Here is a 26464-nt window from a genome sequence, read left to right on the forward strand (position 1 = left end):
GCCATTTGGATCAAAAAGGCTACCGCACCAATGCGCCATAGCCTGCGGCAATGCGATCCAGTTCTTCGCCAGGCAGATCGGAGCGGCGATCCACCATGAGGCGCCCGGTGGTATGGAACAAGGCGGATTCCAGAGCCTCGGCACTATCCGCCAGCAGGCAGATGGGCATACGGAAAAGATAGCCGTTTTCCCCCAGCATAATGCCATCGGCAGCAGTGGAAACCCGCACCAGCAAAGCATCACAGCCGCAATCCTCCGCTTCCAGCACAGCCTCGGACATATCCAGATGGCAGGTCAGAGGCTGGGAAAAGGTGAAATCCTCATCCAGATAATAAACACCCTTCTCACCGGCCAGCACCAAGGGGGCAGGCTGGCGGTCATGGGAGCCGGCAGCCCCGGCCGATGGGCTGGATAGTGCCCGAATATGCTCGGGCGTGCTTCCCACGCCGCCGCCCAGTAAAACCGCACCGGACTGAATAAGGCCCTGTGCCATGGCGGCAAAAGCCCCGGGAGAAAGCAAGGTGGCTCTGCCCATTTCATCGGAGTAGGCGGCGGCAGGCTTCGCAATCAGCGGCACCTTGGCCAGACCCTCCAGCCTTTGCAGAATGGGCTCCATCACGGCCGGCGGGGCATTGCCCTCTAAGCCGAAGCCCTCTACTCCCAGCTCCTGCAAAACCACCAAAGCGGCCAATACTGCTTCTTCCTCCATAGGCAGGCGAGAATCACAAGGTTCCATAGCCACCAAAATGGGAAGCTCTGTCTGCCGGGCACCCAGCACAGCGGCTCGTGCCTCGGGCAGCCAAGTCATTTTGCGAATCACCAGCAGTACGGCTCCCGCCTCTTTCAGGCAAAGGGCCTGCTGGGCATAAGAATCCACCCGGCGGCCAAAGGGAATCTCCTCCCAATGCCCAAGCCCTGTGGATTCCAGCACACCCGCCGCCAACCCGGTTTTGCCGGCGGCCTCCACAGCCGCCTCCATCAGTGAGCGGTTGAAGGCCTCCATCTGGTCGAAAAGCCCTTTTGCCTCCAAGGAAAGGGGATCGGCCCCTCCGGTTGGGGCGCAGATTACACCGGCTCCCACTCCGGCATAGGCGGCGAGCAGCTCCTTAAGCGGCTCCAAATGAGCGCAGAACCACTGGGGGGCGCAGAAATCCCGGGGCACCGCCGGCGGATACAGCTGCAAAACGCTTCCATCCAGCAGCCGGGGCAAAGGGACTTTCATCAAGGCATTCTCCTTTAACAAAATGTTGGGGCAGTTTGCTACATCAGCTCAGGGGCGCTGATTTTCAGCAGTTCCAGCAGGTTGCGCAGGGTCCCTCCCATGCACAGGCAGAGCCGCAGGCGGGCCTGCATCAGGGCTTCATCCTCGCCCTTAACCTTGCAGGTGTTATAAAACTTATGGAACAAGGTGGCGGTCTCCATGGCATAACGGGTCAGGCCCGCCGGGTCATAGTATTTAGCCGCCTTGACAATCTCATCGGGATACTGGGCCAGCTTGCGGATCAGCTCACGCTCTTCGGGCTGGCTGAGCAGCTCCAGCTCCTCACGGGTGCAGGGGCGGGTGTAGATGCCCTCCTTTTCCAGATTGCGCTGAATGCTGCAAATCCGGGCGTGGGCATACTGGACATAATAAACCGGGTTGTGAGAGCTTTCTTCCACAGCCAAATCCAAGTCAAAATCCATGGGAGAGCCGGGCTCCCGCATATTGAAGAAGAACCGGGCGGCATCGATGGGCACCAGATCGGTGAGATCGGAAAGGGTTACACTGCGGCCGGTACGCTTGCTCATCTTATAAGGCTGGCCGTCCTTCATGAGGCGCACCAGCTGCATGAGAATAATATCCAGCTTGGAGCCATCCAGACCCACGGCATCCATAGCACCTTTAAGGCGGGCCACATGGCCGTGGTGGTCTGCACCCCATACATTAATAACCCGGTTATAGCCCCGGACCGAAAACTTGTTGTAATGGTAGGCAATATCCGCCGCAAAATAGGTGGGGCTTCCGCCCTGCCGGATGAGAACCTCATCCTTTTCACCGCCGAATTCGGTGGCTTTATACCAAAGGGCGCCATCCTTTTCATAGGTCAGGCCCTTTTCGCCCAGAATACCCACAACCTTTTCCACTGTACCGTCTGCATAGAGGCCGCTTTCCCGGAACCACAGGTCATAATCAATGCGGTAGGTGTGCAGATCCTCCTCCAGCTTGGCGATGTTGCGGGGCAGAGCGTAATCCACCAAGGCCTGACGGCGTGCGGCACTTTCCACATCCAGCAGCTTTGCGCCGCCCTGTGCAATGTATTCCTTCACACGGTCACGGATATCCTCGCCGTGGTAGCCATCCTCCGGGAAGGCAAAGGAATCCTCACCCTGAAGCTCCTGCATATACCGGGCCTCCAGTGAAAGACCAAACTTGGCGATCTGGTTGCCTGCATCGTTGACATAAAATTCCCGCTGCACCTGATAGCCTGCCGCATCCATAGCGGCGGCCAGACAGTCGCCAATGGCGCCGCCCCGGGCGTTGCCCATATGCATAGGGCCGGTGGGGTTGGCGGAAACAAATTCCACCATAATTTTTTCGTTCTTGCCGTAGTCGCTGCGGCCATATTCGCCGCCCAGCTTTTCAATCAGCTCCACCGACTGAGCAAACCATGAGGGATTCACGGCAAAATTGATAAAGCCCGGGCCTGCAACCTGAGCCGACTGGAAGAAGGTTCCCTCCAGCTCCATATTGCCGCACAAGGCCTCGGCAATCTTCCGGGGTGCCATCGAAAAGCTCTTAGCACCCACCATAGCGGCATTGACAGCAAAATCCCCATGGGAGGTATCCCCGGGGATTTCGATGGAATAAGAAGGCAACTCCCCGTGAGGCAAAAGCCCCTGTGCTGCCGCTTTCCCGGCGGCTGCCTCAAGAATGCTGTTGATCTGCTGCCGGGCAGCCTCCACGATATTGTTCATCATTTAATTGGCACTCTCCTTGATGTTTATATACATTTCATGCTCACTGGCCAGCTGGGAGTTCACATCCAGCGAATATTTAAAGGTCAGGTTTCCGCCCTGCTCAGTGAGAGAAGATTTGATTTTTTCCCCGGAAATACCGATCATCAGATCGCCGTAGCCCATATCATAATGGCACTGGTGGCGCACACCCTTTTCAATCACCAGCTGGGCCTGGGAGCTGCCACTGCGCTCCATGGTCACCCGGCGGCTGTCCTCCACCTTGAGGGTGGTTCGGGAACCTTCAAAGCCGGTGGCCTCGGTTTCATCGTAGCTGATGTAGTAATTGCCTCCCCGGGCATAAAAATCCCCGGTGGTAAAGAGCTCAATGGTATCCGAATCCTCGTAGTTGGTATAAACCCCTTTGATGCTGATCAGGAACTTTTTATTTTGTTTCATGGCTTTTTATTACCGGAGGGCGTCAGTCGCCGGTGTTTTCCTCCAATTGTACGAATTTTACCTGTCCCAATACATTCTTCCCCAAAAAGATGGCTGCTACTTCCGCAAATCGTTCCACTGTATCGGTCACACAGTAGCGGGCGGTGCCTTCTTCTTTCCGGGAGGTCAGCAGGTCATGCTGCTCCAGCAAGCGGCGGGTCTCCCGGGCCGCTTCTGCCCCGGAATCAATGAGGGTGACCGCCGGGCCCATGATCTCGGCGATGGCTTCATAAAACAAGGGATAATGGGTGCAGCCCAAAATCAGGGTATCGATATCCGCCTGGGCCAAGGGTTTTAAATACATTTCCAGTGTCAGGCGGGAAATGGGGTTATCCTTTTCCACCAGACCATTTTCGGCCAACGGCACCAGCAGAGGGCAGGCCTGACTGATCACTTGAATCTCAGGGGCGATCTGCCTTGCATTTTTTTCGTAGGCTCCGCTGCGCACGGTGGCAGGGGTGGCAATCAGCCCCACACGCCCGTTGCGGGTGGTGCGGCAGGCTGTTCGGGTAGCTGGAACCACCACACCAGTCCATGGAATGGCAAGACCGATCTCTTCCAGATGCGCTTCATCCAGATTGGAGCTGACTGTTCCGCAGGCCACCACCAGCAGCTTCACATCCTGCCGCCGCAGATAGGCAATATCCTGCTTCGCATAACGGATAATGGTTTCCCGTGAGCGGGTTCCATAAGGGACCCTTCCGGTATCCCCCAAATAGACTATTTCTTCGGAGGGGAGAAGCTTTTGCAGCTCCTTGACCGCTGTAAGGCCCCCCACCCCGGAATCAAACACACCAATAGGCCGGCTGTCCACGGGCACAGCCCCCTTTCATAAGTTCATTCCGCACAAGGCACCATGGGCTTGGCGGTGGTTTTCGGTCTAACCTTTAAGGGCATATTCAATGAGCCGGTCAATCAAATCGGAATAAGCAACACCGCTGGCTGTGAACAGCTTGGGATACATGCTGATGCTGGTAAAGCCCGGCAGGGTGTTGATTTCGTTGAGAATGATCTTGCCATCCGCCTGCACAAAAAAATCCACCCGGGCAAGACCGGCGCATTCCAATGCCTGATAAGCCTGCACCGCTGTTTTGCGAACCCGCTGGGCAGTTACTTCATCAATGCGGGCGGGGATATGCAGCTCGGTGGTGCCATCCACATATTTTGCTTCGTAGTCATAAAACTCTTTAACCGGAGCAATCTCGCCCAGCACCTGTGCAGCAACGGGAGAACGGTTGCCCATAATGGCACACTCCACCTCTTTGCCTGCAATAGCCTCTTCGGCCACAATCTTGCGGTCGTGGACAAAGGCAGCCTTCAAAGCGGCTTCCAGCTCCGCCGGGTTATGGGCCTTTGTGATGCCCACCGAAGAACCGGCATTGGCCGGCTTGATAAACAGTGGATACCCAAGCTCCCGGGCAAAGCGAGCCTCCACCGCCTGCATATCCTGAGCTTCGTCCTCATAAAGGGCAAGGAGCTTTGCCTTGGGAACACCCGCCGCCTGCAAAACCGAGTGGGCAATGGCTTTATCCATACACATCGCGCTGGAGAGCACGCCGCAGCCTACGCAGGGAATGCCGCTCAAGGCCAAAAGACCCTGTATGGTGCCATCCTCTCCATTTTTGCCATGAAGCACCGGGAACACAACATCCACCGAGAGATTTTCCCAGCCGGTTTCTTTTTTCACCAACAGGCCGCCGTGAGAGCGGTCGGGGGAAAGAATGGCAGGAGCGGTATATTCAGGGGCCTCCCATTTATCTTCAGCAATCAGCTGAGCCGGGCCGGTATAGTGCAGCCAGCGGCCATCCCGGGTGATGCCCAAAACAGTCAGTTCATAACGGTCACGGTGAAGATTTTCCAGCACCGAAGCCGCTGATATGCGGGAAACCTCATGCTCGCTGGATACCCCGCCAAATAGTACACACAATTTAACAGACAAAGCAGCTCATCTCCATTTCTATGGGCAGTTGCTCAAAACCGGGCCAACACTATATTCCCACCAAGAAAAACAGCGGGCTTGGCTCCCTATTTTCTGACAGCAACTACCATCGTAATAATAGCACAATGACGGCCTTAACACAAACATTTCCTGCCGTTTTTTTGCGCCTCGGGCTGAAAAACCGGCAAAATTTCATCTTCACTTTCTATCACAAAAGAAAAGCGTTCTAATAAAATGGCGCATTTGGGGCGGTGGTGCGCAAAGTGAGCAGTTTGCCCTGCACACAGTGCACTCTACTATCATATACCACCGACCTTAGCTTTTAGAATAAAAAATCCCTTTATATCGTTGACTATCAGGCCAAATTATGATATAGTGTCATTACCTCTAAAAGGGTTCTTTTTTTGTGTGCAAAAATCTGTTCAGAATTGTTTGAAGACGGACAGGCTTAAAAGCCGCAAACCAGGCCATTTGGAGATATTCAAATGTGTCCCCTTGTGAGGGAGGCAAAAAAATCCATGAATCAGGAGGTGCCGCAATGAGAGTAAAGGTCACTTTGGCTTGCACCGAATGCAAGCAACGCAACTACAATACCCAGAAAAACAAAAAAAACGATCCTGACAGGCTTGAGATGAACAAGTATTGCAGATTCTGCAGGAAGCACACGCCTCATCGGGAAACCAAGTAGAAAGGCGGGACTTTGAATTGGCAGCAAACGTAAAAAAAGAAGAAAAGAGCAAGTCCGGCCCTGGATTTTTCGGCAAAATTTCCCGGTTTTTCCGCGATATTCTCGGAGAAATGAAGCGGGTTGTGTGGCCCAGCAAGAAACAGGTTATGAACAACACTGTTATTGTTATCGGCTTTATGATTGTAGCTTCGATTCTCATCGGTGGGTTCGACATTCTTTTATCCCAGCTTGTCAAGCTGCTTATGTCCCTGTTTTAATGGCCGTAGCGCCTGAACTAGAGCTGAAAAGGGAGTGTAAGTATGTCTGAAACACCCAGATGGTATGTGGTGCATACCTATTCCGGTTACGAGAATAAAGTGGCAACCAATATCGAAAAAGCTGTGGAGAACCGTAAGCTGCATGATTTGATCTGCGAGGTTAAGGTTCCCACCGAAACCGTTGTGGAAATTAAAGACAACAAGAAAAAAGAAGTTGAGCGCAAGATTTTCCCTGGTTATGTTATGGTCAAAATGATTATGACAGACGACAGCTGGTATGTTGTGCGCAACATACGTGGTGTTACCGGATTTGTGGGCCCTGGCTCCAAGCCGGTTCCCCTCACCGAGGAGGAAGTAAGCCGCCTTGGTGTTGAGGTTCGGGAAATTGTTGTCAACTTTAAGGTGGGCGATTCGGTTAAGGTTGTAGACAGCTACCTGGAAGGCTTTATCGGCGTTGTGGATTCCATTGAGCCGGAAAACAATCTGGTTCGGGTTACCGTTTCCATGATGGGTAAGGATGTTCCGGTTGAGCTGGAGCTGGATCAGGTGGAAACACTGGATTAGCCTTATCCTTTTCCCAAGGGAAGCCACAATGTGTTTTTTGTGCATTTTTTCTGAAAAAGAGCAAGGGTGTTTTCTTTTGCTTACTTTTCTTTTTCTAAAAGAAAAGTAAGGGGTTTTCTTTTGTATGTTTTAGAGGGAAGGCGCAAATGGTTTTCTTTTACATATTTTTCTTTTTTCTAAAAGAAAAATATGGGGTTTCTTTTGCTTGTTTTCTTTTAGAGAAAAGAAAACAAGGTGGGAGAGAAATCAAAAGGATTTCTCGGCATAAACCACTATTTTTGGAGGTGCAATTAAAATGGCAAACAAGGTTACGGGCTATATCAAGTTGCAGATTCCCGCTGGTAAAGCAACTCCGGCCCCGCCGGTAGGCCCTGCTCTGGGTCAGCACGGCGTGAATATCATGGCGTTTACCAAGGAATTCAACGAGCGCACAAAGGGTGACGTGGGCCTGATTATTCCTGTGGTTATCACTGTTTACGCAGACCGCTCTTTCAGCTTTATCACAAAGACTCCTCCGGCTCCGGTGCTTATTAAAAAGGCACTTGGTCTCAATAAGGCCTCGGGTGTCCCCAACAAGACCAAAGTGGGCAAGCTCACAAAAGAGCAGGTCCAAAAGATCGCTGAGACAAAGTTGCCCGATTTGAATGCTGCCGATCTGGAAGCAGCCATGAGCATGGTGGCTGGTACCGCCCGCAGCATGGGCATCACGGTGGAGGAATAGCTCCCCGGGTGGGAGGAAAAAATCCGATTATACCACTCAATTAGGAGGAGAATTACGCAATGAAACGTGGAAAAAAATACGCGGACAGCGTAAAGCTGTTCGATAAAGCGGCTCTGCATGACACAACCGAGGCTCTCGATGTCTGCCTGAAAACCGCAAAGGCTAAATTTGATGAAACTGTGGAAATTCATGTGCGCCTTGGTGTTGACTCCCGTCACGCCGACCAGCAGGTTCGCGGCGCTGTGGTTCTGCCCAATGGTACCGGCAAAAAGGTTCGTGTTCTTGTTTTCTGCAAGGGCGATAACGTGGCCGCCGCTCAGGCAGCCGGTGCTGAGTATGTTGGCGCAGAGGATATGATGACCAAGATTCAGACCGAAGGCTGGATGGATTTTGATGTAGTTATCGCATCCCCCGATATGATGGGCATTGTTGGTCGCCTCGGTAAGGTTCTCGGACCCCGCGGCCTGATGCCTAACCCCAAGGCCGGTACTGTTACCCCTGATGTTGCCAAGGCTGTTCAAGAAGCCAAGGCCGGTAAGATCGAGTATCGTCTTGACAAAACCAACATCATCCATTGCCCTCTTGGCAAGGCCTCTTTCGGCGTTGAGAAGCTCCAGGAAAACCTGGATACTCTTATGGGCGCCATTGTGAAAGCAAAGCCTTCCGCCGCCAAGGGCCAGTATGTCCGCTCCTGCGTGGTTGCTACCACCATGGGACCTGGCGTCAAGATCAACCCTTCTAAATTTATCTAACATTTTTTCGATTAAAATAAGGCTCCATGGGATTTTAAATCTCATGGAGCCTTATTTGTATTGTCACAAGAAATTGGCTATCTGGGTTCGGTCCGTTTTTCTCTTATTAAACAGAGGGTATCTCGTCCCTGTGCTCTTCCAAAAAGGCCACATACTGCTTGTGCATAGTTTTCAGCAGCTGGGGTGTGTTAAGAGAATATGGGCACTTAGAGGCGCAGGAACCACACTCGATGCAATCCTCAATGTGAGCCATTTCTTTTTGCCACGCAGGGGTCAGGAATCTCAGATAGGGGGAGCGATGCAGCAAAAAGGTCATTCTGGCCGCCATGTTGATGGGAATTTCCACCGGGCAGGGCAAGCAATAGCCGCAGCCCCGGCAAAAGTCACCGCTCAGCTCTTCCCTTTCCTTTGCTACAAGTGCCTGAATCTCGGCATCGTATACCGGTGGATTGGCATCCAGCTCCAGTATCTCCTCCAGCTCTTCCATACGCTGAATGCCCCAGATGGGAACAACTGCCTGAAAGCGGCGCAGATAGGCAAAGGCAGTTCGGGCATTGGTAAGCAGCCCACCGCATAAGGCTTTCATGGCGATAAAGCCCATTCCATGCTCCTCACAAAGAGCCACCAAGTCTTTATCCCGCTGAATGGAAAGAAGAGAGAAGGGGAACTGCATGGTTTCGTAGATGCCGGATTTTACCGCCGCTACGGCTCGATCCACACTGTGGTTGCTGATGCCGATGTGCCGGACCATCCCCTGGCGTTTCGCTTCCATCAGAGCATAAAGGGTGCTGTTTTTATCCTCCGGGTCAGGCAGCTGTGTGGGGTTATGCAGCTGATAAATATCAATATAATCGGTCTTCATATTGTTTAGGCTGATTTCCAAATGCTTTTTCAGTTCATCGCCATTGGTGGCCATGGATTTACTGGCGACGATGATATTCTTTCGCACATCTGAAAGGGCCAGCCCCATTTTCTCTTCACTGTCGCTGTAGGATCGGGCAGTATCATAAAAGTTAATGCCTGCTTCATAGGCTGTGCGAAGAATCTGCACAGCGGTTTCAGCATCCACCCGTTGAAGCGGCAGCATGCCAAAGGCGGTTCTGGTTACCTCAAGGCCTGTTTTTCCCAATAGAATCTTTTCCATCCTGAACACCCTAACCCTTTCTTTTACCGGAAACCCTTGCTTTTCTCATCAATTGCCAGCGCTGCTCTCCGGTTGGGATACCCCAATCATCACCCGGAAAGCCCGCAAGCCAAAGCAGCCCCGGCAAAGAGGCCGGAGCTGCCTTTTACTTACCCATTCTATTTTAGCACAAAACAGAAGCCGTGCAAACCTTGTGGAAACCGTGCGGCCCAAAATCTCAACCCGTATTACCCATAGGGATAAAACGCTTTGCCGGCTGCCAAGGGAGGCTTTTTTCTTTGATAACTTTCTTTTTCAGCCAAAAAGAAAGTCATTGCCCGCACGGCATGAGTGCGACCGAGAGGCAGGAATTTTTATGACGCTCCATTTCGGCTCTGGGGGGTACCAAGGGGGAGCGCCCCCTTGGCGATTCTTTGCATCCTTTCTCATCGTGGAGAAAGGATGTGCCAGCCGCACGGCATGAGTGCGGAAGTGAAAAATATAAGCTCTATTAAACCATATATAACGCTCTATCACCAAGCGCCTTACCCCTCAACAATCTGCTGATACAACCGGATGTATTCCCCGGCGGAGGCCTCCCAGCTGAAATCGCAGGCCATGGCCTTTTTCACAAGCCCTACCCATTTTTTCGGCTGGGCATAATCGGCCAAGCCCCGCTGGATTGCACCCAGCATATCCTCGGCGTTGTAGCTCTGGAAGGTATAGCCATAGCCATCATCCCCCACGTCTATGATGGAATCCGCAAGCCCGCCGGTGCTGCGCACCACAGGCAGGGTACCATACCGCAGGGCGATCATCTGGGCCAGCCCGCAGGGCTCACTTTTACTGGGCATGAGGAACAAATCCGCCCCTGCATAGATTTTGCGGGCCAAAGGCGGCTCAAAACCAAGGGTTACCGAGACTCTGCCCGGATACTGGGCAACCATCTCCCGGAAAAACTTTTCCAGCTGCCAATCTCCTGAGCCAAGCAGAACAAACTGCACGCCCTCATCCATGATGCGGCCAAAAATATACTGCACCAAATCCAGCCCCTTGTGGGAGGCCAACCGGGTTACCATGGCAAGCATAGGCGCTTTGGAATCGGGGGAAAGGCCCAGCTCCAATTGAAGCTTTTTTTTGCTTCGCTGTTTGCCTTTAAGCGCCGATAAGCTATAGTTTTCCAGCAGGCTCAAATCCGCGGCAGGGTCATAGCTGACCGTATCAATGCCATTGAGAATACCGTGGAGCTTATAGCTTTTTGTCTGCAAAAAGCCTTCCAGCCCATGGGCATAATAAGGATCAAGAATCTCCTTGGCATAGGTGGGGCTGACTGTGGTGAGCAAATCGCACTGATCGATGCCACCCTTCATCAGGTTAAGGCTGCCGCCGTATTCCAGCATCGCTACAGCCGGCTCCGGCAGGCCCAGCACATCCCCCGCTATTTCCAGATCATACTGCCCTTGATACTGGATGTTATGGATGGTATAAACCGTTTTAACCTCCCGCAGCTTGGGGCTGGCCCGATACAGGGTATTGAGATACACTGGAATCAGCCCGGTCTGCCAGTCGTTGCAGTGGATGATTTCCGGTTCAAAATCCACCTGCTCCAGCATATCCAGCACAGCCTTGGAGAAAAACGCAAACCGCTCGGCATCATCGTAAAAGCTGTAAAGGCCCTGCCGCTTGAAATAGTATTCGTTGTCAAGAAAATAATACCAAACTCCATCCCGCTGGGCTTCAAACACCCCGCAGTATTGGTTTCGCCACCCCAACACCACGGTAAAGGAGGCCACAAACCGCATAGACTGCCGATGCTCCTCCGAGATATCCCCATAAAGGGGCAGCACAACCCGGCAACCGTGGCCCCGGCCGCATATGCTCTTGGTCAGTGAACCGGCTACATCCGCCAGCCCTCCTGAGGCAGCATAAGGCACCGCTTCGCTGGCTGCAAATAATATTTTCACTTTGCTCCCTCCAATCCTACACAAGCGCCTTGGCTCTTAAACCGTGGCACCCTTCTCAATAAAAACGGGGTAGGTCTCAAAGCCCCGCATAACCCGGCCCTCCTGAATGATCACATCCTTATCGGTGATAACACAATCCAGCGAGGAATACTCCCCGGCGCAGGTGTTCTGCATCACAATGCTGTTGCGGATTTTGGCTCCCTTGGCCACCTGAACGCCCCGGAACAGTATGCTGTTCTCCACAATGCCCTCTATGCGGCAGCCATCGGCAATGAGAGAGTTGCTCACCTGCGCATCCAGACCGTAAAGGGTGGGCGGATCATCCCGCACCTTGGTGTAAATCGGCTGGCTCATGGGGAAAAGGGCGTGGCGCACCTCCGGCTCCAGCAGACTCAGGTTTGCATCGTAATAGCTTTTCATACAGCCGATGCGGAAGAAGAACCCGGAATAAGGGTGGGCGTAGATGGCGGTTTCTTCCACACCGGCCTGCAAAATGGCCTCATCAAAATTAAAGCAGCTGCGGCTGAAGCTCTCAAACACCCGGCGCTCCAGATAGCGGCGGGAAACCAGGCAGACATTCATAAAAATATTCTGCTGCCCCCGGGCATGGGGATGAAGCTGTACCCCGGTGACCATGGAGCGGTCGTTTACCTCCAGCACGGTGGTATCCTGAGCATGCTCGGGCCACAGGTTCGCTCTGGCATAGAGCACCGAAAGCTCCACACCCCTTTCCATATGGGCATCGATAAAGGGGCCAAGATCAATGTTGGCCAGCATATCACAGTCGGTCAGCAGCAAATATTCCGGGTCATGGAACCGAATATAGGTTTCGATGTTGGCCAGTGCTTCCACCTTGCCCCGGTAGATGCCGGAGCCTGCACTTCCAAAGGGCGGCAGGATGCTCAGACCCCCCCTTTTGCGGGCCAAATCCCACTCCCGGCCACTGCCCAGATGATCCATCAGGGATTGGTAATTGCTTTTGGTGATCACACCCACATCCTCAATACCGGCGTTAACCAGATTGGAAAGGGCAAAATCAATAAGACGATACCGCCCCCCAACCGGGATCGAAGCCATACTCCGGTGGGTGGTCAGGCTGCGGACCGTATCATCGTGCATATTGGAAAAGACAATGCCCAATATATTGCGGTTTCTCACACCCGCACCTCCTCTGCTCTTGCATCCACAATGGCTTTCGCCGGAATTACACTGCCGGGGGCAACGCTTACGTTGTTGGCCACCACGGCAATCCCCCACTGCTCTTTATCGGGTGTATTCTCCGGGCGAACCCCCACCTGGGCTCCCATACCGATGGTACAGCCCTCGCCCACGATGGCATACTGCACCAGCGCACCTTCTTTGATGACACTGCCCGGCATTACGATGCTATCCCGCACGATGGCGTTCTTTTCCACCGTAACCCCGGCAAACAGAACCGAGGAATCGGCTGTTCCGTAAATTTCAACCCCGCCGGTGATAAGACACCCCTGCACCCGGGCACCCCGGGCGATGAAATGGGGAGGACGGCAGGCGTTGCGGGCGTAAATCTTCCAATCACTGCTGTGAAGGTCCATAGCCACATGAACATCCAGCAGATCCATGTTGGCCTCCCAGAGGCTGTCGATGGTGCCTACATCCTTCCAGTAGCCGTCAAAGCGGTAGGCATACAGCCGCCTTTCATCCTCCAGCATGGCGGGAATCACATCCTTGCCAAAATCCTTGGAGGAAAAGGCATCCTGATCGTCCCGCTCCAGATACTGCCGAAGGATAGATGCGGAAAATATGTAGATACCCATAGAGGCCAGCCGGCTTTTGGGATAGGCTGGCTTTTCCACAAATTCCTCAATCCGGCCCTCTTCATCGGTGTTCATGATGCCAAAGCGGGAGGCCTCCTCCCACGGCACCTCCACCACCGCAATGGTGCAGTCGGCCCCTGTTTCTTTGTGCTGCTCCAGCATGAGGGCATAATCCATTTTGTAAATGTGATCGCCGGAAAGGATAAGCACATATTCCGGGTCATAGCGGTCGATGAAATTCATATTTTGGTATATGGCGTTGGCTGTGCCGATATACCAGTTGGAGCCGGTGCTTTTCTGGTAGGGGGGCAAGACAAAAACCCCGCCGCCCATACGGTCCAAATCCCATGGCTGGCCGTTGCCGATGTATTCGTTGAGCACCAGCGGCTGATACTGGGTGAGCACCCCCACTGTATCCACACCGGAATTCACACAATTGGATAAAGGGAAATCGATGATTCTGTATTTGCCCCCAAAGGGAACAGCAGGCTTGGCTAAATCTCTGGTCAGGGCATAGAGGCGGCTTCCCTGGCCGCCGGCCAGCAGCATAGCGATCATTTCTTTTTTGTTGGCCATCCCGATTACCTCTCTTTTTTTATATATGAGTATATACTGATACAATGAGCGGTTTACGCATATAGCATTTTTTAAAAGGCTATGCCTGTTATTCTGCGGGGAGCGCCTTGGTTCTTTCCGGCTCCTGTGGGCACAAAAAGAAAGTGCACATAGGTGGAATCGTAACCACAATAGAATGCTCGAAGCCATGGGAGGCGATGGGCTGGCAAGGAACCAACGGTTCTCCTGATTCTCCATCCCCGCCGAAGCTTTCTTCATTGGAGCTGAACACCTTTATGTAGCTTTTAGCCGCTGGAACGCCGAACCGGTATTCCTCTCTGCGGATAGGGGAAAAATTGCAAACTGCAATGAGGCGGTTTTCTTTTTCATCGGTGCGCATAAACACCACAATATTCTGGGTGTTGTCATCCTGCACAATCCACCTAAAGCCCTCCCATGAATCCTCAATCTGCCACAGGGGCGGGTTTTCTTTATAGAAATGGTTCAGATGCCGCACATACTCCTTGAGCTGGCGGTGGCTTTCGTATTCCAGCAGCAGCCAATCCAGCTCCTGGTTGTAGTTCCACTCGATGAACTGCCCAAACTCACAGCCCATGAACAAAAGCTTTTTCCCCGGGTGAGCCATCATATAACCTAAGAAGGTCCGCACACCTGCGAATTTCAATTGGTATTCCCCGGGAAATTTATCAAGCAGCGAATGCTTGCCATGGACTACCTCATCGTGGGAGATGGGCAAAATATAGTTTTCACTGAAGGCATAGTAAAGACTGAAGGTAATACGGTCGTGATTATAGGAGCGGAAGAGCGGGTCCATGGCAACATAACTGAGGGTGTCGTTCATCCAGCCCATATTCCATTTGTAGTTGAACCCAAGCCCCCCACTCTGGGGCGGCTTTGTAACCAGCGGCCACGCTGTGGATTCCTCCGCAATGAGCATAACGTCGGGGTGCCGGGTTAAAACAGCTTCGTTAAGCCTGCGGAGGAACGCCACTGCCTCCAGATTTTCACGCCCGCCGTGGATGTTGGGGGTCCATTGACTGGGGCTTCGGTCATAATCCAGATACAGCATGGAAGCCACCGCATCCATGCGGATGCCGTCAATATGAAACGCCTCAATCCACAGAAACAGGCTGGCCGTTAAAAAGGAGACTACCTCCTTTTTTCCATAATCAAAAACCCTTGTTCCCCAAGCGGCATGCTCCTGCTTTTGCGCATCCGCATATTCATAGCAGGGGGTGCCATCAAATTCATAGAGCCCACATTCATCCTTGGGGAAATGGGCCGGAACCCAATCCAGAATTACCCCGATTCCCGCTTTGTGGCACCGGTTGACAAAATAACAAAAATCATCGGGGGTGCCGTATCGGGAGGTGGGTGCAAAATATCCGGTGGCCTGATAGCCCCACGAACCGTCAAAGGGGAATTCGGTAACCGGCAGAATTTCGATGTGGGTATAACCCATCTTCACCACATAATCCACCAGCTCCCGGGCCAATCTGCGGTATTCAAAGCAGTTGCCATCGGGATACCGGCGCCATGAGCCCAAATGCACCTCGTAAATATTCATGGGGCTGTGGCGGTGATCCCATTTTTTCCGCTGGGTCATCCAAGCCTTATCCCCCCAGCGGTAGGGCTTTTCCTCCAAAAACTTGGAAGCATTGCCCGGCGGGCTTTCATAGTGGCGGGCAAAAGGATCGGATTTCAGATGGGTTTTTCCATCCCGCCCGATGATGCTGTATTTATAGGCGGCAAAGCTCTTAACTCCCGGAACAAAAGCCTGCCAGATTCCGGTCTGGGGCAGTTTTTCCATGGGAGCCGCTTCGGGGTTCCAATCGCCAAAATCCCCCACCACCGAAACCGACCGGGCGGCTGGCGCCCAGACTCTAAAAATGGCGCCTTCTATTTCTCCCTGAAAGTGGCGGTGTGAGCCGAAATAGCGGTAGGCGTAGATCCCCTGACCCTGTCTGAACAGTTCGGGCATATTCTCCAGCTGCATTTTCATGTCCATCGCAAAACCCCTCCCAACCTATATTCAGAGTACCAGAGAACCAGTATTATTTCAAGGAATTTTTGGAACATTTGTAGTAAAAATTTATTTTTTGAATGAATATTAGTAGAATATAACGAATATTTTACAAACAAAAAGAATCCCTGCTCTTTTTTAGATAAAAGAGGCAGGGATTTTTCTTGCTATGGATTGAGAAACAGGTTCTTGCTTGTTGGCCACAATTGGCTTTTGGCTTGCCCTGACTTTGGGCGGGGGTAAAGAACAAGAGCCTGCCGCCAGAGGATGCTTTTTTCTTTGATGACTTTCTTTTTCAGCTAAAAAGAAAGTCATTGCCTGTGCGGCATAAGCACGGTGTAAGCTGAACAAAATATTACCCGCTCTCTTTCGACTGTGGGGGGTACCAAGGGGGAGCGCCCCCTTGGCGATTCTTTGCATCCTTTCTCATCGTGGAGAAAGGATGTGCCTGCCGCACGGCATGAGTGCGGAAGTGATCGGCCGGATGCTGTTAACAATAAGAAAAAAAGCCTTTGCCCACAGGCCCCCTCCAGCCTCCGGCAGGGATAAGGGAAAGAGAATAGGTTTTTTTGCAACCTTTTCTTTTATCAAAAAAAACAGATTACTCCTCAGCAAACTGGCTGTTATAAAGTCGCCAGTACTGCCCCTGCTGGGCCAGCAGCTCCTCGTGGGTGCCCCGCTCCACAATATCGCCCTGCTCCATCACCAGAATCAAATCCGCATCCCGGATGGTGGAGAGCCGATGGGCAATTACAAAGCTGGTGCGCCCCTTCATAACTCTTTTCATGGTCTTTTGAATGAGAATTTCCAGCCGGGTATCCACCGAGCTGGTGGCCTCATCCAAAATCAGGATTTTAGGATCGGCCAGCACCACACGGGCAATGGTCAAAAGCTGCTTCTGCCCAAGGGAGATGCCTTCTCCCTCCTGATCCAGCACCATATCGTAGCCGCCGGAAAGAGTGCGGATAAAATGATCCACATTGGCGGTCTTAGCCGCTTCCTCCACCTGCTCCATGGTTGCATCCAACCGGCCGAAGCGGATGTTATCCGCTATGCTGCCGTGGAACAGCCATGCATCCTGCAGCACCATTCCGAAAAGGGAACGGAGCTGCCACCGGGGCATCTCCCGGATATCCACGCCATCGATGCAGATGGCGCCGCCATCCACATCGTAAAAACGCATCAGCAGGTTGATGAGGGTGGTTTTGCCCGCACCGGTCTGGCCCACAATGGCAACGGTCTGGCCGCTTTTCACATCAAAGCTGATATCCTTCATCAAGGGGCTTTCATGGTGATAACCAAAGCGGACATGCTGGAAGGAAACCTCCCCCCGGCAGGACTGGGGCAGTTCCACCGGCGCAGGCTCGGGGGATTGCTCTGGTTCATCCAGAATTTCAAACACACGAACGGTGGATGCCGCCGCACTTTGCAGGGAGCCAGAAAGTTGGCTGACCTGCCCCAAAGGCTGGTTAATCAGCCAGATATACTGGACAAAGGCTTGCAAGCTGCCCACAGGAAAACCCGCCGTAATCACAAAATAGCCGCCGATCACTGTCATGAGGATATAGCTCAGGTGAACCACCAGCCCCACCAGAGGCTGCATCAGGCTGGAGATAAAATTGGCTTTAAAGCTGAAATAGCTCAAACGGTGGTTGATGCGCCAAAAGCGGTCCGCCATTTGGTTTTCCTGCCCATAAAGCTTGATCACCGAAAAGCCGCTGTAGCTTTCCTGCACATGGCCGCTGAGATCACCCAGCGAGTTTTGCAGGTTTTGATAATCGTTTTGGGATTTTTTTATAATTACCTTGGAAACCAGCATAGAGCCGGGAATCAGCACCAGCGCCACCAAGGTCATGGGAACCGAAAGCACCGCCATCATAACCACAGTGAAGGTGATGCTGAGCACAGCACCGATAATACGGATCAGGCTTTGCTGGAGCGCCGAGCCGATGGCATCCACATCATTGGTAACCCGGCTCAGAGTGTTGCCTAACTGGTTGCGGTCAAAATAAGATACCGGCAGGCGATTGATCTTTTGGCTGATATCCCGCCGCAAATCCCGCATACTTAGTTGCACCACATGGGAAAGGAGATAATCCGAGGCATATTCCGCCAGCACACCCAGCAGGCCGCTGCCCACCAGCAGGGCGATCACCCATAGGATATAGGGGAAGTTGACCCCTGCGCCGGGTGTTCCCGCCAAAATAGCCATGGTGTTGTTGGCCAGCTCGGTGAGAGCCAGCCCAATAATAAAGGGTCCCAGTGAATTGGCCGCCGAATACACCACGGTCAGCAGCACCGAAAGAATAAACCGCCCCTTATAGGGCTTGATATAGGCTCCCAGCCGCTTGGCCGGAGCAAGAAAGGTATTCAATTCAATTCCTCCTTGGAAAGCTGGGAGGCAGCTATCTCATAATAAAGGGGGCAATCCCGCAGAAGCCGTTGGTGCGTGCCTTGGGCAACGACCTGCCCCTCGCTGAGCACCACAATTTTATCCGCATGGCGGATGGTGCTGACCCGCTGGGCCACAATCAGCACCGTTGCCCCGGAAATTTCTTTTTTCAGCCGGGCGCGGAGTTTGGTATCGGTCTGGTAATCCAAAGCGGAAAAGCTGTCGTCAAAGATATAGATCGGCGGACGCTTAACCAGCGCCCGGGCAATGGAAAGCCGCTGCTTCTGACCACCGGACATATTGGCTCCGCCCTCGGCCAGATGCTCCTCAAAGCCATCCTCCTTGGCGGAAATAAAGGCGGCAGCCTGGGCAATATCCGCAGCCTCCTCAATCTCCTTCCGGGTGGCCTCGGGCTTGCCAAAGCGGAGGTTTTCTGCAATGGTTCCGGTAAATAGCAGTGCCTTCTGGGGAATAAAACCAATTTTATCCCGCAGGCTGGGAAGCCGGTAATCCCGCACATCCACACCATCCACCAGCACCCGGCCGCCGGTTACATCATAAAACCGGGGGATCAGCTGAATAAGAGTGGATTTGCCGCTGCCGGTGCTGCCGATAAAGGCCACGGTCTGCCCCGGCTCTGCTGTAAAGCTCACATCCTTGAGCACCGGCTCCCCGGCATTATCCGGGTATGCAAAGGTCACCCGGTCAAACTCAATATAACCGCTGCTTTCGCTTTGGGTGGCACCATTCCAGTTGTCATCCACCGAAGGCTGGGTTGCAAGAATTTTTTCCAGCCGCTTGGCCGAAACCGAAGCCCGGGGATACATGACAAACACAATGGCAAACATCAGGAAGGAAAACAGGGCGTGGAACAGATACTCAATAAAAGCGGCCAGCGTTCCCACCTGCAAGGTGGAATCCGCCACGCCTGCCGCACCGAGCCACAGCACGGTCGCCATCATACCGGTAAAAATCAGGGAAAAGGCGGGTAGGGCAATGGCCATCAACTGGAACAGCCGGCGGGAAATTTGGGCATACCGCTCGTTGACCTTGGCAAAGCGCTCCTGCTGGTTATCCTCGTTACAGAAAGCCCGGATCACACGCAGGCCGGAAAGACTTTCCCGCATGCTCAGGTTGATGCTGTCCAGAGAGGTCTGCTGCTCCTGCGAAAGTGGCTCAGAAGCCCGCCCGATGAGCAGCACCCCCACCAGCAGCAGCGGGATGGCAATCAGCACAATCAGGGCAATGCTACCCCCCTGAATCCAGATCATGCCAATACTGGCTATAAACATCAGCGGTGCCACCAGCCCTGTGCGCATAGCAGTCTGCAAAAAGAGCATGATCTGGTAGGCATCGTTGGTTGTGCTGGTAATCAGGGAAGATGCCCCAAACTGCTCGTATTCATAATGGGAAAAGCCCATGGTTTTGGCAAAGATATCGCCACGGATATCCCGGACAATATTGGAGGTGACCCGGCTCACCGAATAAGCCTGTGCAATTAGCCCCACCAAGCCCACCAAAGCACACAGCAGCATAAGCAGGCCTGTCCGCACAACATAGGCAAAATCCTGCTGGAGAAACCCTATGTCGATAATTCGGGCAAGCAATGTAGGAAGCCCCAGTTCAATGAGGATAAACCCGAAAGCGCTCAGCAGATTCAGCAGCAGATAGCCCTTGTATCGCCACAGGTATCGCCACATCAGCTTCAAATAAAAACCACCTTTCAAAAATGGAAGAAGTTGCGCCTGAAAAGTACGCTGTAACGGGAGATTGTAGCACAAAACAAGAAAAAAGTCAAAGCCCCTTACTCAGAGAATTCCCTAAACCAAACAGGATTTGCGCTGCTAGCGCAGCCTTTGTCAGAAAGTGGATTGAAAACATTTGTGTGCCATGCTATACTATTACAAGAAAAAACCGTGGGGCATTGTCTCCCCGGAGGCTTTCGCCGCTCAGGAATATCCCCCTGCCATTTTGGCAGCCGGGAGATTCTTCTTTTAACAAGCGACCATTTTCCACACAAACAACAGGAGGAAAAATTATGAATATTGGATTTATCGGATTGGGTATCATGGGCAAGCCTATGTCCAAAAACTTGATTAAGGCCGGATACTCTCTGACCGTTTTTGACATCTACGCCCCCTCGGTGGAAGATGTAGTGGCTGCCGGTGCCAAAGCGGCTTCCAGTGTTAAGGAGCTTGCCGCTTCCAGCGATCTTGTTATTACCATGCTGCCCAACTCTCCTCAGGTTAAAGCCATTGTTCTGGGCGAGGGCGGTGTTCTGGAAGGCGCTCATGCAGGCATGACCCTCATTGATATGAGCTCCATTTCCCCCATTGCCTCCAAGGAGGTTGCTGCTGCTCTGAAAGAAAAGGGCGTGGACATGCTGGATGCCCCTGTCAGCGGCGGAGAACCCAAAGCTGTGGATGGCACCCTTTCCATCATGGTTGGCGGCGATGCAGCTGTTTTTGAAAAATTCCGTGACCTGCTTCTGAAAATGGGCTCCTCCGCTGTGCTCTGCGGTGATATCGGCGCCGGCAACACCACCAAGCTGGCCAACCAGATTGTGGTTGCCCTGAACATTGCTGCTGTTGCCGAAGCCTTTACTCTGGGCAACAAGGCCGGTGTTGATCCTCAGCTGATCTACAACGCCATCCGGGGCGGCCTCGCCGGCAGCACCGTTATGGATGCCAAAGGCCCCATGATGATTGAGCACAACTTCAAGCCCGGCTTTAAAATTGATCTGCACCACAAGGATCTGGCCAACGCTCTGGATACCGCCCGTGAGCTGGATGCCTATCTGCCCCTGACCAGCCAGGCTTTTGAAATTCTCAAGGTTCTGCGCAACGAGGGCATGGGCCAGAACGATCATTCCGGTATACTGGCTTACTACGAGAAGCTTTCCCACACCACTTTGGGTGAATAAGACCCTTATGTGAGCATCCAATGCCCACATAGAATTACAGACGTTAAACGGGCCTGCTTTCCATATGGAAAGCAGGCCCGTTTTTTTCTTACAGGGCTTTTATCGTCAAGCAATTAGAGTGTATGATAATTCTTCGGCAGGGAATCGCTGGAAAGCCAGCGCAGGGATTTTTCCAGCATAACACCCCAACGGGGGTCCGTGCCGTAGCTATAGGTAGTTTTAATGGCTGCCTCGAGAAAATAGGTAGCCCTTGCCATGGCCATGGGGAGGCTGTCTCCCATCAGAAAGCCGCCGGTGAGAACACTGGCGTAAATATCGCCGGTGCCGGGGTAAGAAACCGGCACATAATCGCAATCCACACACCAGAAAGCGCCCCGCTCCCGGTCGTAGCCAATGTTGCACATGCCCCGGCTCACCAGCTCCACCCCGGTGATTACAACCTGCCTCGGCCCCAGCTCACTGAGGCGGGCCAACAGGCTCTTGGCTTTGGATTGGGTCAGGGGATGATGGTCATAGGGCTGATCCAGCAGGATGGAAACTTCGGTTAGGTTGGGTGTGATGATGTGGGCCACACTGGTCAGCTCGTGCATCCGGCGGAGCATGGGCTGGGTGCAGGTGCGATAGGGCTTTCCGTGATCCCCCATAACCGGGTCAACCACTGCTAAAGCCTGGGGGTAAGCCCTGAAAAAATCCAAGCAGTGGTCAATTTGATCCACACTGCCCAAAAAACCGCTGTAAATGCAGGTGAACTCCAGCTCCAGCCGCTTATAATGGGCAAGGGCAGGCTCCAGATAATCGGTGAGATCCCGCATAGCCACCTCCCCGAAGCCCCCGGTATGGGTGGAGAGAACAGCGGTGGGAATAGGGCACACCTGCGCCCCCATAGCCGAAAGCACCGGCAGAATCACCGCCAGCGAGCACCGCCCAAAGCCGGATAAATCGTGGATAGCCGCCACCCGGTGAAAGCGCTGTGTTTCCATAGTTTTCCTCCTGCATTAATCCGCCGCTTTGCGTACGGTTTGCAAAAAATGCATCTCTTTTTTAAAATTTTGCAGTCAAATTAAATGGCAGCTTAACCCAACAATGTGAAAAGCTTCTTTAATAGAGGAGCTTTTCCATTTCTGCCAAATTCTTTTTGGTGTTATTGCCTGCTCCGGCGGTCAAACTAATGATGCGACCTAAGGTAAGAATTTGCAACCCATTATCAATCAACAGGAGGCCACCTAAATGAATCGCAGAACAACCACCGCTATCACCACCGCCGCCGTTGGCATGGCAGTCGGAACCGCCGCCTACATGCTGGTTTCTGGCGATAAAGCCAACGCCAAGGCCCGCACCCGCAGAATTAAGCGAACAACCGGCAAGGCTCTTCGCCAAGTGGGGGATTTTATCGATAACGTTTCCTACATGATGCGCTAAGCTTTTTCACCGTTTGAGAAAGCAAGCCCAGCCATGTTTGAGCAAAAGCACCACTCTGAAGCTGTGCCGCCCCTGCAAGTGCAGCGGCCAAAGCACAGGATCTCTGCCGCCTCAGGCTCACACCTTGGGCCAAGCCCCCGCCGGGAGCTTGCCGCCCAAAGGAGCCGGCGCAGGATCAGTTCAGGGTGGTGCTTTTCTTTGCGGCCAAAGGGGAATCCCCCGAAGCCCTGCGGGCAATGTGCCGCTTTGCATTGCGAATCAGGATACGGTCGTTATCATAGGTAAGATACCGGTTCACTTTTTCAAGATCAACCCAGCGAATCTCGCTGATTTCTTCTTCCTGACGCTTGGTTCGGCTATCTTGGGCAAAGCCCAGAAAATAGATAACCTCCTTGCTCACATGGGGGCGAGGCGAATAGGTAACCCGCTCCCGAAAGCCCTCTTGCAGCTCAATGGTCAGCCCGGTTTCCTCCTTGACCTCCCGAAGTGCTGTTTCCGGCTCGGTTTCTCCCTCTTCCACATGGCCCTTGGGAAAAGACCAGTGCCCTCCCAGCTTATGCTTTAAAATCAAAAGCTGTATTTTATCATCGGCCTTCCGGTAAACCAGCGCGCCGCATGATTTTTCCTTAATCAAAACAAAAAAACCTCCCAAACGCTGCCTTTTAGTATAGTGGGACTGTTTTGCCCGGCAAGAACCCCCGGGCGATTGAACAATATTAAGGTATATTATAACATTTTGCCCTTAAAAAGAAAAGCCCGCCCTTCTATCCCGCTGGAAATATTTCGTAAAGAACAACATTTTCATGCGGAAATTCGGGTTAGCGGTTGAAAACCACTAAATATTTGGATATAATTACACCAAGGGGGCATGGCTATCCCCCGCAAACCACGAAGCAAGTGTACCCGCTTGCTTAAAAGAATGCTGTTTAATAAAGAATCCCGGAGCTTCGGCTAACAAGGGATAGGGCGTTTGCCCTGTTCTTCCCGCTCCGGTTATTTTTTAGCGCTCCATATCTAGTGTAATCTTTAAAAGGCATTCAATGCCTCGCTGGCTATGGAAAATACATCCGCAGAAAAATTAGGAGGCACCTTCATGGGGGTATCCAATACCCCCATGTACCCCCGGACTGCGCCTCAAAGGCGCAGAAGGCGGTATTCCGCCGTCGAAATGAATTCGACTGTGGAAGAATTACGAACTAAAAATTGCGGCTATTTAAAAAACTCAAGTTATTCCTATAGGCACGGGCATTCAATGCCCCAAGACTATAGAAAATACATCCGCAGAAAAATTAGGAGGCAAAAAACAATGGCGGAACAAAAGAAAATGGTCGAGGCCATCACCCCCATGGAAGAAGATTTTGCACGGTGGTATACCGATGTAGTGAAGCAGGCGGAGCTGATTGATTATTCGTCTGTCCGGGGATGTGTGATTCTGCGACCTTATGGCTACGCCATCTGGGAAAACATCCAAAAAATTATGGACGCCAAATTCAAGGCCACCGGCCACGAAAATGTCTATATGCCGATGCTGATTCCCGAAAGCCTTCTGCAAAAAGAAAAAGATCATGTGGAGGGCTTTGCCCCCGAGGTTGCATGGGTTACCCATGGCGGCAGCACAAAGCTCACCGAGCGTTTGTGTGTTCGCCCCACTTCTGAGACTCTCTTCTGTGAGCATTATGCCCACATCATCAATTCCTATCGTGATCTGCCTAAGCTTTACAACCAGTGGTGCTCGGTTGTGCGGTGGGAAAAAACCACCCGTCCTTTCCTGCGCACCCTTGAATTTTTGTGGCAGGAAGGCCACACCATGCATGAAACCAAGGATGAGGCTGTGGCGGAAACCCTGCAAATGCTGGATATTTACGCCGACGTGTGCGAAACCCATCTTTCCATCCCGGTGCTCAAAGGCCGCAAAACCGACAAGGAAAAATTTGCCGGAGCCGAGGCTACCTATACCATCGAGGCCATGATGCATGATGGCAAGGCCTTGCAGAGCGGCACCAGCCATTTCTTCGGCGATGGCTTCTCCCGTGCCTTCGGTATCACCTATCAGGGCCGGGATAACACCCAGCAGTATCCCTTCCAAACCTCTTGGGGTGTTTCCACCCGCATCATCGGTGCTATCATCATGACCCACGGCGATGACAGCGGCTTGGTTCTGCCTCCCGCCATTGCCCCCATTCAGGTGGTCATTGTGCCGGTTGCCCAGCATAAGGAGGGCGTTCTGGATACAGCCCGCCAGCTGGCTGAGCGTTTGAGCAAATTCTGCCGTGTCAAGCTGGATGACTCCGATAACTCCGCCGGTTGGAAATACGCCGAATACGAAGTCAAGGGCGTTCCCCTGCGCTTGGAAATCGGCCCCCGGGATATTGCAGAGGGCAAATGTGTGCTGGTTCGCCGGGATAATCGTGAAAAAACCTTTGTGCCTCTTGACCAGTTGGAAACCGCTATCCCCCAGATGCTGGAGGAGCTGGCCAAGGCACTCTTTGAAAAGGCGGCTCAGAACCGTGAAAACCGCACCTACAGCGCCGCTACTCTGGAGAAACTGATCAAGCTGAGCAACGAGAAAAGCGGCTATATCAAGGCCATGTGGTGCGGCGAAGAAGCCTGCGAAATGCGCTTGAAGGAAGAGGCCGGTGTTACCTCCCGCTGCATGCCCTTTGAGCAGGAAACTGTGGGTGAAACCTGTGTCTGCTGCGGAAAACCTGCCAAGAGCATGGTGGTCTGGGGCAAAGCCTATTAATTGAGCCGCGACTGGATTCGACATTTTCTTACACCACCTTATGCTATGGTTTACCCGGTAATCCAAAGGCAGATTATAACTGATTAACTTAAAAATATTTTAAGTTTAATGACAATATCCTTCATTCGTGTTTTGAATCGAAATTGCACAGCAGGCAACTGCCGGCATCAATAGAAAAGGGAGTATTAGCCATGAAAACCTTGGATGTAGTCAGTTTTGGTGTTACAGTAGCAGACCTTTTGGTAAAAGGAGTTCCCGATACCCTGCTTCAAGAGGATGTTTCCCGGGCGGAGGATATGATTCTGAGTGTGGGAGGCGATGCTCTCAACCAAGCCTCCACTCTTGCACAGCTGGGTCATTCTGTCACACTGGTGGCCCGTTTAGGCAAAGATATTATCGGCCAGCATATTATCAACACCTGTGTTGAAAGAGGCATCACGCCCGGTTTTGCTGTCAAGGAAGGGCTGATCTCTCCTATTTCCATCGTTCTGATCAAGCCGGATGGTGACCGTTATTTTCTGGGCCGCAAGCTGGATAAGCTCAATGCCCGTGTCTGCTTTGAGGATATCGATCTGGAGCTGATCAAGCAGGCTCGTGCTGTCACACAGGGCAGTATGTTCACCAGCATGGATCTGGTTGGCGAAAACCTGAAAACTGTTTTCAAAACCGCTAAGGATTCCGGGGCTTTCACCATCAGTGACTTCCTCAACAAGCCCGGTGTCTCTTTGGAGGATGTGCGTGTGGCGATGCCCTACATAGATTACCTCCTGCCCAGTCTGGAAGAAGGCACCTTCTATACTGGCGAAACAGACCCGGCCCGCATTGCCGATATCTTCCTGAATATGGGTGTGGGTACTGTAGGCGTTAAGCAAGGCGGCGATGGTGTCTATCTCAAAAATGCCGATCTGGAAGTAACCGTTCCCTCTTACAAGGTGCCGGTGGTGGATACCACAGGTGCAGGCGATAACTTTGTAGCCGGCTTTATTTCCGGCCTGCTGGATGGCGAAGACCTGCTGAGCTGCGCCCGTCGGGGCAGTGCCTGCGGCGCCATCAATGTGGGTGAAGTGGGAGCCTCCGGTGCTGTGAAAAGCAAGCAGCAGGTTCTGGATTTCATGACTGCTCATGCATAAGCGCTTCTGAATATTGTTTTAC

General features: G+C 52.7%; 24 protein-coding genes. 9 read left to right on the forward strand and 15 right to left on the reverse strand.

The genetic code is table 11. From position 1 onward, the window contains the following. Positions 1-19 precede the first annotated feature (19 nt). From U6B65_09685 to U6B65_09705, 5 genes are all read right to left on the reverse strand, one after another. Positions 20-1222, reverse strand: coding sequence for a homocysteine S-methyltransferase family protein (locus tag U6B65_09685; GenBank protein ID WRS26613.1), 1203 nt, complete (start codon positions 1220-1222; stop codon positions 20-22). A gap of 38 nt (positions 1223-1260) precedes the next feature. Beyond that, on the reverse strand, positions 1261-2955 hold the full coding sequence (gene argS, locus U6B65_09690) for an arginine--tRNA ligase (protein ID WRS28936.1): 1695 nt from the start codon (positions 2953-2955) through the stop codon (positions 1261-1263). A gap of 3 nt (positions 2956-2958) precedes the next feature. Then, positions 2959-3393, reverse strand: a complete 435-nt coding sequence (locus tag U6B65_09695; protein ID WRS26614.1) for a DUF1934 domain-containing protein — start codon at positions 3391-3393, stop codon at positions 2959-2961. Positions 3394-3415: 22 nt separating this feature from the next. Further along, on the reverse strand, positions 3416-4246 hold the full coding sequence (murI, locus tag U6B65_09700) for a glutamate racemase (GenBank protein ID WRS26615.1): 831 nt from the start codon (positions 4244-4246) through the stop codon (positions 3416-3418). Between the two features lie 66 nt (positions 4247-4312). After that, positions 4313-5371: a D-alanine--D-alanine ligase family protein gene (locus U6B65_09705; GenBank protein WRS26616.1), complete on the reverse strand. Its 1059-nt coding sequence runs from the start codon at positions 5369-5371 to the stop codon at positions 4313-4315. A gap of 538 nt (positions 5372-5909) precedes the next feature. Between U6B65_09705 and rpmG the strand changes: the two genes are divergently transcribed. The 5 genes from rpmG (at position 5910) to rplA (ending at position 8353) form a co-directional block, all read left to right on the forward strand. Then, complete coding sequence (gene rpmG, locus U6B65_09710) at positions 5910-6059, forward strand: 50S ribosomal protein L33 (GenBank protein WRS26617.1); 150 nt, start codon at positions 5910-5912, stop codon at positions 6057-6059. A gap of 17 nt (positions 6060-6076) precedes the next feature. Continuing rightward, positions 6077-6316 carry a preprotein translocase subunit SecE gene (secE, locus tag U6B65_09715; protein ID WRS26618.1) on the forward strand — a complete coding sequence of 80 codons (240 nt, stop codon included), beginning with the start codon at positions 6077-6079 and terminating at the stop codon, positions 6314-6316. Between the two features lie 42 nt (positions 6317-6358). Further along, complete coding sequence (gene nusG, locus U6B65_09720) at positions 6359-6880, forward strand: transcription termination/antitermination protein NusG (GenBank protein ID WRS26619.1); 522 nt, start codon at positions 6359-6361, stop codon at positions 6878-6880. A gap of 295 nt (positions 6881-7175) precedes the next feature. Continuing rightward, positions 7176-7601 (forward strand): 50S ribosomal protein L11, encoded by a 426-nt coding sequence (gene rplK / locus U6B65_09725; GenBank protein WRS26620.1) that lies wholly within the window; start codon positions 7176-7178, stop codon positions 7599-7601. 59 nt (positions 7602-7660) lie between these two features. After that, on the forward strand, positions 7661-8353 hold the full coding sequence (rplA, locus tag U6B65_09730) for a 50S ribosomal protein L1 (protein WRS26621.1): 693 nt from the start codon (positions 7661-7663) through the stop codon (positions 8351-8353). Between the two features lie 106 nt (positions 8354-8459). Here rplA and U6B65_09735 read toward each other — a convergent pair whose 3' ends face one another. The 8 genes from U6B65_09735 to U6B65_09770 form a co-directional block, all read right to left on the reverse strand. After that, positions 8460-9497 (reverse strand): aldo/keto reductase, encoded by a 1038-nt coding sequence (locus U6B65_09735; protein WRS26622.1) that lies wholly within the window; start codon positions 9495-9497, stop codon positions 8460-8462. A 524-nt stretch (positions 9498-10021) separates the two neighbouring features. Beyond that, positions 10022-11440, reverse strand: a complete 1419-nt coding sequence (locus tag U6B65_09740) for a glycogen/starch synthase (GenBank protein WRS26623.1) — start codon at positions 11438-11440, stop codon at positions 10022-10024. A gap of 36 nt (positions 11441-11476) precedes the next feature. Beyond that, positions 11477-12598 (reverse strand): glucose-1-phosphate adenylyltransferase subunit GlgD, encoded by a 1122-nt coding sequence (glgD, locus tag U6B65_09745; protein WRS26624.1) that lies wholly within the window; start codon positions 12596-12598, stop codon positions 11477-11479. Further along, positions 12595-13812: a glucose-1-phosphate adenylyltransferase gene (locus U6B65_09750; protein ID WRS26625.1), complete on the reverse strand. Its 1218-nt coding sequence runs from the start codon at positions 13810-13812 to the stop codon at positions 12595-12597. Before U6B65_09750 ends, glgD begins: the two co-directional genes overlap by 4 nt. 88 nt (positions 13813-13900) lie before the next feature. Then, the gene (gene glgB, locus U6B65_09755) at positions 13901-15820 is read right to left on the reverse strand and encodes a 1,4-alpha-glucan branching protein GlgB (protein ID WRS26626.1); all 1920 of its coding nucleotides are present in this window, start codon (positions 15818-15820) and stop codon (positions 13901-13903) included. A gap of 153 nt (positions 15821-15973) precedes the next feature. Continuing rightward, the gene (locus tag U6B65_09760) at positions 15974-16186 is read right to left on the reverse strand and encodes a hypothetical protein (protein WRS26627.1); all 213 of its coding nucleotides are present in this window, start codon (positions 16184-16186) and stop codon (positions 15974-15976) included. Between the two features lie 250 nt (positions 16187-16436). Then, entirely contained in the window at positions 16437-18209 is a 1773-nt protein-coding gene (locus tag U6B65_09765; protein WRS26628.1) for an ABC transporter ATP-binding protein, read from the reverse strand. Then, the gene (locus U6B65_09770) at positions 18206-19936 is read right to left on the reverse strand and encodes an ABC transporter ATP-binding protein (GenBank protein WRS26629.1); all 1731 of its coding nucleotides are present in this window, start codon (positions 19934-19936) and stop codon (positions 18206-18208) included. Before U6B65_09770 ends, U6B65_09765 begins: the two co-directional genes overlap by 4 nt. Positions 19937-20265: 329 nt before the next feature. On the opposite strand from U6B65_09770, the gene garR reads away from it, so the two are divergent. Then, positions 20266-21150, forward strand: coding sequence for a 2-hydroxy-3-oxopropionate reductase (gene garR, locus U6B65_09775; protein WRS26630.1), 885 nt, complete (start codon positions 20266-20268; stop codon positions 21148-21150). A 113-nt stretch (positions 21151-21263) separates the two neighbouring features. On the opposite strand, the gene U6B65_09780 is transcribed toward garR, so the two are convergent. After that, positions 21264-22130 carry a pyridoxamine kinase gene (locus U6B65_09780; protein WRS26631.1) on the reverse strand — a complete coding sequence of 289 codons (867 nt, stop codon included), beginning with the start codon at positions 22128-22130 and terminating at the stop codon, positions 21264-21266. Positions 22131-22377: 247 nt separating this feature from the next. Here U6B65_09780 and U6B65_09785 point away from each other — a divergent pair, with 247 nt between their 5' ends. Then, positions 22378-22569 (forward strand): hypothetical protein, encoded by a 192-nt coding sequence (locus tag U6B65_09785; protein WRS26632.1) that lies wholly within the window; start codon positions 22378-22380, stop codon positions 22567-22569. Between the two features lie 175 nt (positions 22570-22744). On the opposite strand, the gene U6B65_09790 is transcribed toward U6B65_09785, so the two are convergent. Further along, the gene (locus U6B65_09790; protein WRS26633.1) at positions 22745-23203 is read right to left on the reverse strand and encodes an NUDIX domain-containing protein; all 459 of its coding nucleotides are present in this window, start codon (positions 23201-23203) and stop codon (positions 22745-22747) included. Between the two features lie 672 nt (positions 23204-23875). On the opposite strand from U6B65_09790, the gene proS reads away from it, so the two are divergent. Together proS and U6B65_09800 are read left to right on the forward strand one after the other, a co-directional pair. Continuing rightward, positions 23876-25312 (forward strand): proline--tRNA ligase, encoded by a 1437-nt coding sequence (gene proS, locus U6B65_09795; GenBank protein WRS26634.1) that lies wholly within the window; start codon positions 23876-23878, stop codon positions 25310-25312. 191 nt (positions 25313-25503) lie between these two features. Further along, positions 25504-26442: a sugar kinase gene (locus U6B65_09800; protein WRS26635.1), complete on the forward strand. Its 939-nt coding sequence runs from the start codon at positions 25504-25506 to the stop codon at positions 26440-26442. Positions 26443-26464 lie beyond the last annotated feature (22 nt).

The sequence above is a fragment of the Oscillospiraceae bacterium MB08-C2-2 genome, assembly GCA_035621215.1.
Lineage (GTDB): Bacteria > Bacillota > Clostridia > Oscillospirales > Ruminococcaceae > WRAV01.